Annotated in this window: 1 protein-coding gene; it reads right to left on the reverse strand. The window is 64.8% G+C overall.

The window, feature by feature from the left end; translation table 11 throughout:
- Nucleotides 1–250: hypothetical protein (locus SB719_RS21625; RefSeq protein WP_412159956.1), on the reverse strand; the 250-nt coding region annotated here is incomplete at both ends.

The following is a 250-nucleotide window of genomic DNA, read 5'->3' on the forward strand; positions in this document are numbered from 1 at the left end:
GTCTGCAGATAAGCGCAAAGAGGTCCGATATCCGGGTGGGAGGCAAGTGCCAGCGTCGGATGGTCGCGCTTTTCGAGCGCGCGAAAGACATCCGGGGTCGCAACGGCTGTTCCGTCATTGACGAGCAGCATGGGCAAGGCCGGGAAACCGGCAACCGGAGTCAGGTCTTCGCCGATGCCGCGCGCGGCAAGTGGCGTCCCCTTCGATGCGCCATGCAGGCACATGGGCAGGTCCGCGCCAAGATCGAGGC

It is taken from the genome of Pantoea sp. SIMBA_079 (assembly GCF_046940275.1).
GTDB lineage: Bacteria > Pseudomonadota > Gammaproteobacteria > Enterobacterales > Enterobacteriaceae > Pantoea > Pantoea borealis.